The sequence below is a fragment of the Rhizorhabdus sp. genome (genome assembly GCF_018006725.1).
Taxonomy (GTDB): domain Bacteria; phylum Pseudomonadota; class Alphaproteobacteria; order Sphingomonadales; family Sphingomonadaceae; genus Rhizorhabdus.
This window is the reverse complement of record NZ_JAGMXV010000179.1, coordinates 1-9,693: the sequence shown is the minus strand read 5'-3', so window position 1 is coordinate 9,693 and position 9,693 is coordinate 1. Positions and strand designations below refer to the sequence as shown.

The window sequence follows — 9,693 nt, the reverse complement described above, 5'->3', positions numbered from 1 at the left end:
GACCTGACCTATGCTGGCCGCTACTCGGAATCCTACAGCGATGCGCTGCCCGATTTCGTCAAGCTGGCGGAAGCCTATGGGTGGAAGGGAATCCGCATCGAGGACCCGGCCGACCTGGAGAGCGGCATCGCGGCGATGATCGCCCATGACGGTCCGGTGATCGTCGACTGCCGCGTGGCGAAGCTCGCCAATTGTTTCCCGATGATCCCGAGCGGCGCAGCGCACACCGACATGATCCTGGAGGCCGACGAGGTGGTCGGCGAGATGGACGACGAGGCCAAGGCGCTCGTCTGAACCCTCCCCCACCCCTTCGACAAGAGATCCGATATGCACATCAAACAGCAAGAGACCGAACGGCACACTCTGTCGGTAACCGTGGACAACGAGTCCGGCATCCTCGCACGGATCGCCGGCCTGTTTTCGGCGCGCGGCTACAATATCGACAGCCTGACGGTGGCGGACATCACCGAGGACGAGAAGATCAGCCGGATCACCATCGTCACCACCGGAACGCCCGAAGTGATCGAGCAGGTCGTGGCCCAGCTCGACCGCATGATCCCGGTCCACAAGGTCACCGACCTGACCGCCCTCGGCCCCCATGTCGAGCGCGAGCTGGCGCTGGTGAAGGTCGTCGGCACGGGGGACCAGAGGATCGAGGCGCTTCGCCTGGCCGAAGTCTATCGCGCCCGCGTGGTCGACGCCACGATCTCGAGCTTCATCTTCGAGGTTACCGGCGGGACCGAGAAGATCGACAAATTCCTCGAGCTGATGCGCGAGGTCGGGCTGGTCGAAGTGTCGCGCACCGGCGTCGCGGCGATCGCCCGCGGCAAAGAAGCGCTTTAACGGCAGCAGGAACAAGCAGGGTCGACGGACGGGCACCCGCCCGTTACGGGGCCAGTCACATTTTCAAAACAGGCGACCGTCTCCATCCGGATGCCGGGCCGCGTCACAGGGAAGCACATCATGCGCGTCTATTATGATCGTGATGCCGACATCGGCCTCATCAAGAGCAAGAAGGTTGCCATCGTCGGCTATGGCAGCCAGGGCCACGCCCATGCGCAGAACCTGCGCGACTCCGGCGTTGCCGACGTCGCCATCGCGCTGCGTCCGGGTTCGGCGACCGCGAAGAAGGCTGAAGACGCCGGCTTCAAGGTACTGTCGAACGCCGATGCGGCGAAGTGGGCCGACATCATCATGGTGCTGGCGCCCGACGAGCATCAGGCCGCGATCTACAATGACGACCTGCGCGACAATATGAAGCCGGGTGCGGCGCTCGCCTTTGCCCATGGCCTGAACGTGCATTTCGGCCTGATCGAGCCGCGCGCCGACATCGACGTGTTCATGATCGCGCCGAAGGGTCCGGGCCACACCGTCCGTTCCGAATATCAGCGCGGCGGCGGCGTTCCCTGCCTGATCGCGATCGCGCAGGATTCGAGCGGCAATGCGCACGACGTCGCGCTGTCCTATGCCTCGGCGATCGGCGGCGGCCGTTCGGGCGTCATCGAGACGACCTTCAAGGAAGAGTGCGAGACCGACCTGTTCGGTGAGCAGGCGGTGCTGTGCGGTGGCCTCAGCCACCTGATCATGGCCGGCTTCGAGACGCTGGTCGAGGCGGGCTATGCGCCCGAAATGGCCTATTTCGAGTGCCTCCACGAGGTGAAGCTGATCGTCGACCTGATGTATGAGGGCGGCATCGCCAACATGCGCTACTCGATCTCCAACACCGCTGAATATGGCGACATCCACACCGGTCCGCGCGTCATCACCTCGGAGACCAAGGCCGAGATGAAGCGCGTCCTCGACGACATCCAGAAGGGCAAGTTCGTCAAGCGCTTCGTCCTCGACAACCGCGCCGGCCAGCCCGAGCTCAAGGCGAGCCGCAAGCTCGTCGCCGAGCATCCGATCGAAAAGGTCGGCGCCGAGCTGCGCGCGATGATGCCGTGGATCGGCAAGAACAAGCTGGTCGACAAGGCCAAGAACTGATCCAACTATGCCGAAACGCATCGTTTCGGTTTAGGCGGTTGTTCGACGGGCGGCAGGCGATAGTCTGTCGCCCGTTGTCGTTTTCGGGAGAATTGCATGAAGACCACCGCCTTCGCCCTGGTCATGGGCCTATCGATCGTGGCCGTTCCACTCGCCGCACAGATGCCGAAGACCCCGCCGGGAACGTCCGATGTCCGCCGTGTCGCCGCCGGCACCTACAGCGTCGATCCCGGCCACAGCCAGGTGACCTTCACCGTCAACCATCTTGGCTTCAGCACCTATCGCGGCATGTTCGGCTCGCTGACCGGCTCCGTGACGCTCGACCCCAAGGCCCCCGCAAAGGCGAAGGTCTCGATCGATATCCCGATGTCGGGCATCACCACCACGGTCGAGAAGCTCGACGAGCATCTCAAGGCCGCCGACTTCTTCGACGCCGCGAAATATCCCACTGCCCATTTCGAATCGACCTCGGTCCGGGTAATGGGCAAGACCGCGAAGATCAGCGGCAATCTGACGATCAAAGGCGTCACCAAGCCCGTCGTGCTCGATGCGGTGTTCGTCGGCGCCGGAACCATGATGGGCAAGCGCACCATCGGCTTCGACGCGACGACCACGATCAAGCGCAGCGACTTCGGCGTGAGCTACGGCATCCCGCTGGTGCCCGACGCGGTTCCGCTGCAGATCAGCGTCGCCTTCGAGAAGCCCGAAGCCTGACGACATGACGGGGCGGCTCTGGACAGCCGCCCCGCCCCGTTCCATGCATCGCGCGATGACCCGCGCGCGAGACAATTGGCTATGGGTGGCGCCGATTGCCGCCGCGCTTCTGTTTCCCTCGCTATCTCCGGGCCATGGCGCCGAGCCCGACGTCAGCGAAACCGGGACGCCTGCTCCGCCGGTCGACATTCCCCCGAAGGAGGCTGCGCTGGTTCGCGCAGGGAAGGCGGGCGAAGCCCAGCGCCTCTACCTTCGCCGGACCGGAAAAGTTCGATCAATCGAAAGCCGCGCCGAAGCCGCCCAGCGTTTTGCGCTGTATGTCTATAGCGAGAGCCCGACCCTGTCCGACGACATAGGGGGCATCATCCTCGACCTGCTGCAGGAGGCAGTCGACGGTTTTCGCCTGTCGCTGGGCGTCGATGCGCCCGAGGTCGCCACGGCGCTGATGCAGCGCGCCGAGGTCGAGCGGCTGATCCGTCCAGATGACCCCGCCCCCTGGGCCGATATCGCCTATCAGCAGGCCTACCGTATCCGCTATGCGCGCCTTGGCCCGTCTGCACCGGAGACGCTTGCGGCGCTGATGTCGCTTGCCGACATACGGTCATTGCCGTCGCGCGTGGGCGACGATCCCTCTGCGGTGGAGTCCGCAGCGGATCTGTTGCGCCAGATCATCCTGCTTACGAGGAACGCGGCCGGCGAGGAGACCGCCGCGCTCGGGCAGGATGCCGAACGGGCACTCGCCCGCCTGGAGACCCGCTATGGTGGGCAGATGATGCGAGGGCGCCATCCCCGAATCGCGGCCGCCCAAGCGAGCGCGGCCTGCCCGGCCGCCTCGCTGCAGGATTCCATTGTCCTCTCGGGAAATGAGTCCGCGCTTGCTGGGGTGCGGACGCGATTCCGCAAGGCTGGGCTCGATCTTCAACCCTGCGGCGCCTTGCTGATCTTCCCGCTGGGTCCGGGGACAGACCCGACTCCGGTGCTCGGCATATTGTCCGACATCTCCGCAGGCCGTGTGCCGGGCGTGACCATAGGCCTGTCCGCTACGCCCGCAGACGCTCCACCGACGGCAAGCCCGATCTGGCGCTAGACCAGCGCTTCGAGCAGGGCAATCAGCGGGCGGTCGGCCGGCGGCATCTCAAGCCCGTGGAGTTGCACCGGCGCGACCCATTTGATCGCCGGAGCTTCGAGCGGCTGCACAATCCCCCGCCACTTCCGGCAAATATAGAGCAGCAAGACCAGGTGCTTTTCGCCGAGCGGTTCGCTCGCGAAACAGGCGGGCGCAAGGCAGGCCCGCTCGACATCGATCCCCAATTCCTCGCGCAGTTCCCGGATCAGTGCCATTTCCGGCGCCTCGCCCGGTTCGACCTTTCCGCCGGGAAACTCCCACAACCCGCCCATGCTCTTGTCGGCCGGGCGCTGCTGGACGAGGACGCGGCCATCGCCGTCGATCAGGGCGGCCGCGACGACGAACAGGGTTTGCACCGGATTCATGACTATTTCCTTAGGGCTTTCTTAAACCGTAGCGCTTACGAAATGAGCAAGCCGGTGCAAAGCGCGGCCATTCGCCATTTGGTCGAGGATCGATATGAAGCCCGAATCCGCCAATCGCCCGCGCCTGGACACTCTTGTCCGCGACGAACGCGGTGCCAGCGCGGTCGAATATGGACTGATCCTCGCACTGGTCTTCCTGGCCATCATGGGCGCAGTCGTGGGCCTCGGCAGTTCGGTGCAATCGCGCTGGAACGACATATCGAACAAGGTTTCCGCTACGTAATGCTACGTGAGCTCCCCCGGCGCGTTAACCGAATGACAGTAACTCATCGATTATGGTGCTTGTGTTGGCCCCATGGTTGAAGGCCAGCCGGGCCGGGCAAACCACCCGAATTCGGGACTCGGGAGTATAAGTTATGAAGTTCGTTTCCAAGCTGCTGAAGAATAGCAAGGGCGCTACCGCGATCGAATATGGCCTGATCGCCGCTCTCATTGCCGTTGCCGCCATCACCGCGATGACGAGCCTGGGCAATCAGTTGCAGAAAACGTTCACCAACGTCTCCAACAACATGAAGGCCAGCTGATCGGGCTAGCGCCTGACACCAAGGCTTATTGCGAGGGGCGGCCGGTGCAGAACCGACCGCCCTTTTGCCGTTCGGAACAGGTTCAGGGTGCGCGAACGATCAGCTTGACGCGATCGCCAGTCTGCAGTCTGCTACCCTGCTGCAGCGAATTGAGCACCAGAAAACGCTCGAGCTGCGCGTCCGGAAACGCCATCTGGCGCGCCAGTGATTCGGCACTGTCTCCAGCCTTCACCCGAACCACCTTCACGCGATAGCCCTTGGCTGCGGCCGCCTCGCCAGCGGACAACCGTCGCATACTCTCGACCAGTGGCTGAAACGGGCCGATGCCCTGCCCGGACCGCGTCATCGTCACGAAATGATAAGCGACCGCGCCATTGTCGGGTCGATAGGCGAACACGCCGACATCGAGAGGCCCGGCATTGCTGTTCCCGGTACCGAAGGCATAACGAAAATCGATGCCATTGGCTTTGCCTGATCGGATCTCGCCATAGCGCATATTCGCCTGCAAGGCGGCGAAGACCTGCCCGACATAACCGTCGAGGCCGTTCTGGCCGATCTTGGCACCGGAGAAGGTCGCCTGTCCGCCAGATCCGGCGATGGTCACGGCCGCATCGCCGTTGTTGAGCGTGTAGCCGCTCGGCACGGTGAAGGCGAGCCGCTGGGTCGGAAGGCGGAACTCGCGCCCCTCGGTGTAGCCCTTGGATGGATCCTCGCCCCAGGCGAGCCCGTCGACCGCGTCGAGCAATGCATCGCGATTCCGGTTGCCACGGCCGGCCTTGCCGGTGGCGTCGGCCTTGGTTGCCGCCCGACGGACGCGGTCTTCCGAATTGGGGTGGGTGCTGGCCCAGGTCGGAAGAGAATTTTTCTGGCCGGTCAGGCGCGCTTCCAGCGATTGCTGGTTGCCGAGGATCGCGAGCATGTCCGACGACGCCAGCGGATCGTACCCCGCGCTGGCGAGGTAGCGCACACCGAGGTCGTCGGCCTGGTATTCCTGCGTCCGGGAGAATCCCTTGGTGATCAGGTCGGCGCCGACCCCGGCTCCGCGCCCGATCAGGCTGCCGACGCCGGAATTGCCCGCCACCGCGCCAACGATGCCGGCGAGCACCGACGTGATCGTGGCCGTCTGCTGGCGCTTGGCCGAATGGCGCGCCGCGACGTGGCCAACCTCATGGCCGAGCACCGACGCCAGCTCTGCCTCGTCGTTCATCAGGGCGAGCAACCCGCGCGTCACATAAACATAGCCACCGGGGATGGCGAAAGCGTTGTTGACCGGCGAATCGAGCAGCGTGACGGTGAAGTCGCGTTCCGAATTGGACAGTCCGGACTGGACCGCGATCTTCTTGCCGACGCGCGACACATAATCCGCCGCCGGCCCTTTCATCGCGCCGCCGAACTCCTGCACGAGCTGCGGGTGGGCTTCGGCGCCCATCTTGCGGTCGCTGGCCGAGATCGACTGCGCCTGAGCCAGTGCGGGTGCAGCGGCAAGGGGAACAGCCAGCGCGACACTGGCGGTTATGAGAAATCTGTTCATGCGTGCCCTCCTCTGCAACGCATAAAGCCCCCGCTGCGGAACGGTTCCGTTATGAGCGGTCAGCCAATCGCAAGAAACTTGTCGCGACGGGCCGCCCGCAACGTCGCGGGCTTCTTGCCGATCAGCTTGTCGAGTTCCTCGCCGATCGCCTCGCCCAATGCCGCGATCGCCACAGCCGGATCGCGATGCGCGCCGCCAACCGGTTCGGGTACGATACGGTCGACAACACCCAATTTCTGCAGATCGGAAGCCGTCATCTTCATCGCTTCGGCCGCATCGGCGGCCTTGTCGCCCGTGCGCCACAGGATCGACGCACAGCCCTCGGGTGAGATCACCGAATAGACGGCATGCTCGAACATCAGAACCCGGTTGGCGGCGGCGACGGCAATGGCACCGCCCGAGCCGCCCTCGCCGACGATCGCCGCGATCATCGGCACGCCGAGCGCAAGACAGGCTTCGGTCGAACGGGCGATGGCCTCGGCCTGGCCGCGTTCTTCAGCCTGTACGCCGGGAAAGGCACCCGAGGTATCGACAAGCGATACTACCGGCAGCCCGAAACGGTCGGCCAGTTCCATCAGGCGGATCGCCTTGCGATAGCCTTCGGGCTTGGCCATGCCGAAATTGTGGCGGATGCGCGACGCGGTGTCGTCGCCCTTTTCATGGCCGATCACCATGACCTTGCGATCGCCAATGCGGCCGAGACCGCCGATAATTGCCTGGTCATCGGCAAAGGCCCGATCACCGGCCAGCGGCACGAAATCGCTCACGAAGCCCGCGACATAATGTTTGAAATGCGGGCGTTCGGCGTGGCGCGCGACCTGAGTCTTCTGCCAGGGCGAAAGCTTCGCATAGGTGTCGCGCAACAGCTTTTCAGACTTGGCCGCGAGCTTTGCGACCTCGCTGTCGATGTCGAGCGACCCCGCATGCGCGGTCGACCGGAGTTCGGAGATCCGCGCCTCAAGCTCGGCGATCGGCTTTTCGAATTCGAGATAGGCTACCATGCGCTCCGGTTAGGCGGACCCGCGTCGCCAGTCAACGAAGCCGCCGCGCAGAGCTGTCTGCTACTCCGCATTCCTCCTGTAAGACTTCGCCCCCCAGACCCCTTGAAGCGCAATTCTATGCTCCTATCTCGATTGCGTCGGCCGTCGCCATTCGGGGCGGATCGACAGCCCGGCGGGTCTCCCGCGGGCACAGGTCAATCGCTTTGATGAGGACATGGACCCTATGCGTACTCTTGATTTCGCCCCCCTCCTCCGCTCGTCGATCGGGTTCGAGAACCTGAACCGTCTCGTCGACTTCGCGCGTGGCGATAGCGACAGCTATCCGCCCTACAACATCGAGAAGACCGGCGACGGCGCCTATCGCATCCAGATGGCGCTGGCAGGCTTCACGCGCGAAGAGATCGACGTCACCGTTCAGGACAATATGCTGATTATCATCGGCCGCGCTGCGGAGCCGACCGAAGAAGGCCAGCGTGAATTCCTGCACCGCGGAATCGCCAAGCGGGCGTTCGAGCGCCGCTTCCAGCTCGCCGACACGATCAAGGTGACGGGCGCGGGCTATGAAAATGGCCTGCTCAACGTCGAACTGGTCCGCGAGATTCCGGAGCATAAGAAGCCGCGCCGGATCGCGATCGATGGCGTCGAGCCGGCAGCCGTGATCGACGCCAAGGCGGCCTGATCGCGACAGCATTCTAAAGAAGAGGAAAGCCGGGCCGAGAGGTCCGGCTTTCCGATTCGGGCACGCGCACGGACGAACCGCCCCCCACCATCGCGCCAAAAGACGGCCACGTTCACGTCACCGTAACTTAAGCCCCTTCCTGCCTTGCATAGTGGGGGCACCCCTGCTAACCGCGCCGCAACCCATGGGGGGACGCTTCCGGCGGCCCCTTTTTCGCATGGGCCGAACCAACTATGGGGGATTGAAAGCGCGTGGAGAATTCCGGCGGTATTCAGGCTAGCCTCAGCGGACGTTATGCGACTGCGCTGTTCGATCTGGCGCGTGACGAGAAGGCGATCGATGCGGTCTCCGCGAGCCTTCAGACGCTGAAGGGCGCTCTCGCCGATTCGGAGGATTTCCGTCGGCTCACGACCAGTCCGCTCGTGTCGCGCGCTGAAGCGCTCAAGGCGGTCGCGGCGACGGCTACGGCCCTCGGGCTCGATCCCCTGACGACGAAGTTTCTGGGCGTGCTCGCGCAGAACCGCCGTCTCGGGCAGATCGCGCAGGTCATTCGCTCCTTCAACCAGCTGGCGGCCGCCCATCGCGGTGAGATCACTGCCGAGGTGACCTCCGCCCGCGCGCTGACCGCGACGCAGGTCAAGGCGCTCAAGGCCAAGCTCAAGACCCAGCTCGACCGCGACGTCGCGGTCGAACTCTCCGTTGATCCGTCGATCCTCGGCGGCCTGATCGTCAAGGTCGGCTCGCGCCAGATCGACGGTTCGATCCGCTCCAAACTGAACTCCCTCGCGATTGCGATGAAAGGCTGAACATGGATATCCGCGCCGCAGAAATCTCGAAGGTCATCCGCGACCAGATCGCCAGCTTCGGCACCGAAGCGCAGGTCTCCGAAGTCGGCCAGGTGCTGTCCGTCGGTGACGGTATCGCCCGCATCCACGGCCTCGACAATGTCCAGGCCGGCGAGATGGTCGAGTTCGCCAATGGCATCAAGGGCATGGCCCTGAACCTCGAAGCCGACAATGTCGGTGTCGTGATCTTCGGGTCCGACAGCCAGATCCGCGAAGGCGACGTGGTCAAGCGGACCGGCACCATCGTCGACGTTCCGGTCGGCAAGGGCCTGCTCGGCCGCGTCGTCGACGGTCTCGGCAACCCGATCGACGGCAAGGGCCCGATCGTTTCCGACCAGCGCAGCCGCGTCGAGGTCAAGGCCCCCGGCATCATCCCGCGCAAGTCGGTCCACGAGCCCGTGCAGACCGGCATCAAGGCGCTCGACGCGCTCGTTCCGGTCGGCCGCGGTCAGCGCGAGCTGATCATCGGCGACCGTCAGACCGGCAAGTCGGCCGTCGCGATCGACACCTTCATCAACCAGAAGGAAGCGAACAAGGGCGACGACGAGAGCAAGAAGCTCTACTGCATCTACGTCGCCGTCGGCCAGAAGCGCTCGACCGTCGCACAGCTCGTTCGCACGCTCGAAGAAAATGGCGCGATGGAATATTCGATCGTGGTCGCCGCGACCGCGTCGGACCCCGCCCCGCTCCAGTATCTGGCGCCCTACACCGGCGTCGCCATGGGCGAATATTTCCGCGACAACGGCATGCATGGCCTGATCGTCTATGACGATCTGTCGAAGCAGGCGGTCGCCTATCGTCAGATGTCGCTGCTGCTGCGCCGTCCGCCGGGCCGCGAAGCCTATCCGGGCGACGTCTTCTATCT

13 protein-coding genes are annotated in these 9,693 nt (G+C 64.3%); 10 read left to right on the top strand and 3 right to left on the bottom strand.

All coding sequences use genetic code 11. The features are described from left to right. The 5 genes from KAY22_RS20035 to KAY22_RS20015 form a co-directional block, all read left to right on the top strand. A partial coding sequence (locus tag KAY22_RS20035; RefSeq protein WP_296625024.1) for a thiamine pyrophosphate-dependent enzyme occupies positions 1–294 on the top strand: 294 nt, incomplete at its 5' end. Between the two features lie 33 nt (positions 295–327). Beyond that, positions 328–843: an acetolactate synthase small subunit gene (gene ilvN, locus KAY22_RS20030; protein ID WP_296625023.1), complete on the top strand. Its 516-nt coding sequence runs from the start codon at positions 328–330 to the stop codon at positions 841–843. Positions 844–963: 120 nt separating this feature from the next. Then, positions 964–1,983: a ketol-acid reductoisomerase gene (gene ilvC, locus KAY22_RS20025; protein ID WP_296625022.1), complete on the top strand. Its 1,020-nt coding sequence runs from the start codon at positions 964–966 to the stop codon at positions 1,981–1,983. Between the two features lie 96 nt (positions 1,984–2,079). Next, complete coding sequence (locus KAY22_RS20020) at positions 2,080–2,697, top strand: YceI family protein (protein ID WP_296625021.1); 618 nt, start codon at positions 2,080–2,082, stop codon at positions 2,695–2,697. Between the two features lie 55 nt (positions 2,698–2,752). After that, positions 2,753–3,784 (top strand): hypothetical protein, encoded by a 1,032-nt coding sequence (locus tag KAY22_RS20015; protein WP_296625020.1) that lies wholly within the window; start codon positions 2,753–2,755, stop codon positions 3,782–3,784. Here KAY22_RS20015 and KAY22_RS20010 read toward each other — a convergent pair. Further along, positions 3,781–4,188: a (deoxy)nucleoside triphosphate pyrophosphohydrolase gene (locus tag KAY22_RS20010; protein WP_296625019.1), complete on the bottom strand. Its 408-nt coding sequence runs from the start codon at positions 4,186–4,188 to the stop codon at positions 3,781–3,783. The genes KAY22_RS20015 and KAY22_RS20010 overlap by 4 nt on opposite strands. 94 nt (positions 4,189–4,282) lie before the next feature. On the opposite strand from KAY22_RS20010, the gene KAY22_RS20005 reads away from it, so the two are divergent. After that, positions 4,283–4,471, top strand: coding sequence for a Flp family type IVb pilin (locus tag KAY22_RS20005; protein WP_296625018.1), 189 nt, complete (start codon positions 4,283–4,285; stop codon positions 4,469–4,471). Between the two features lie 133 nt (positions 4,472–4,604). Further along, positions 4,605–4,772: a Flp family type IVb pilin gene (locus KAY22_RS20000; protein WP_296625017.1), complete on the top strand. Its 168-nt coding sequence runs from the start codon at positions 4,605–4,607 to the stop codon at positions 4,770–4,772. An 82-nt stretch (positions 4,773–4,854) separates the two neighbouring features. Here KAY22_RS20000 and KAY22_RS19995 read toward each other — a convergent pair whose 3' ends face one another. Together KAY22_RS19995 and KAY22_RS19990 are read right to left on the bottom strand one after the other, a co-directional pair. Beyond that, positions 4,855–6,303 carry a M48 family metalloprotease gene (locus KAY22_RS19995; RefSeq protein ID WP_296625016.1) on the bottom strand — a complete coding sequence of 483 codons (1,449 nt, stop codon included), beginning with the start codon at positions 6,301–6,303 and terminating at the stop codon, positions 4,855–4,857. A gap of 59 nt (positions 6,304–6,362) precedes the next feature. Further along, the gene (locus KAY22_RS19990) at positions 6,363–7,304 is read right to left on the bottom strand and encodes an acetyl-CoA carboxylase carboxyltransferase subunit alpha (RefSeq protein ID WP_296625015.1); all 942 of its coding nucleotides are present in this window, start codon (positions 7,302–7,304) and stop codon (positions 6,363–6,365) included. A 223-nt stretch (positions 7,305–7,527) separates the two neighbouring features. On the opposite strand from KAY22_RS19990, the gene KAY22_RS19985 reads away from it, so the two are divergent. From KAY22_RS19985 to atpA, 3 genes are all read left to right on the top strand, one after another. Then, positions 7,528–7,983 carry an Hsp20 family protein gene (locus KAY22_RS19985; protein ID WP_296625014.1) on the top strand — a complete coding sequence of 152 codons (456 nt, stop codon included), beginning with the start codon at positions 7,528–7,530 and terminating at the stop codon, positions 7,981–7,983. A 251-nt stretch (positions 7,984–8,234) separates the two neighbouring features. Next, a complete protein-coding gene (locus KAY22_RS19980; RefSeq protein WP_296625013.1) occupies positions 8,235–8,789 on the top strand; it encodes a F0F1 ATP synthase subunit delta in 555 nt (184 codons plus the stop codon). 2 nt (positions 8,790–8,791) lie between these two features. After that, on the top strand, positions 8,792–9,693 hold a 902-nt coding region (gene atpA / locus KAY22_RS19975; protein WP_296625012.1), incomplete at its 3' end, for a F0F1 ATP synthase subunit alpha.

Excerpts from the sequence above, each read along its gene's own strand:
- KAY22_RS20020 (WP_296625021.1), top strand. The coding sequence starts at position 2,080 with ATGAAGACCACCGCCTTCGCCCTGGTCATGGGCCTATCGATCGTGGCC.
- KAY22_RS19985 (WP_296625014.1), top strand. The coding sequence starts at position 7,528 with ATGCGTACTCTTGATTTCGCCCCCCTCCTCCGCTCGTCGATCGGGTTC.
- KAY22_RS20010 (WP_296625019.1), bottom strand. The coding sequence starts at position 4,188 with ATGAATCCGGTGCAAACCCTGTTCGTCGTCGCGGCCGCCCTGATCGAC.
- ilvN (WP_296625023.1), top strand. The coding sequence starts at position 328 with ATGCACATCAAACAGCAAGAGACCGAACGGCACACTCTGTCGGTAACC.
- KAY22_RS19990 (WP_296625015.1), bottom strand. The coding sequence starts at position 7,304 with ATGGTAGCCTATCTCGAATTCGAAAAGCCGATCGCCGAGCTTGAGGCG.
- ilvC (WP_296625022.1), top strand. The coding sequence starts at position 964 with ATGCGCGTCTATTATGATCGTGATGCCGACATCGGCCTCATCAAGAGC.
- KAY22_RS20000 (WP_296625017.1), top strand. The coding sequence starts at position 4,605 with ATGAAGTTCGTTTCCAAGCTGCTGAAGAATAGCAAGGGCGCTACCGCG.
- KAY22_RS20005 (WP_296625018.1), top strand. The coding sequence starts at position 4,283 with ATGAAGCCCGAATCCGCCAATCGCCCGCGCCTGGACACTCTTGTCCGC.
- KAY22_RS20015 (WP_296625020.1), top strand. The coding sequence starts at position 2,753 with ATGACCCGCGCGCGAGACAATTGGCTATGGGTGGCGCCGATTGCCGCC.
- KAY22_RS19995 (WP_296625016.1), bottom strand. The coding sequence starts at position 6,303 with ATGAACAGATTTCTCATAACCGCCAGTGTCGCGCTGGCTGTTCCCCTT.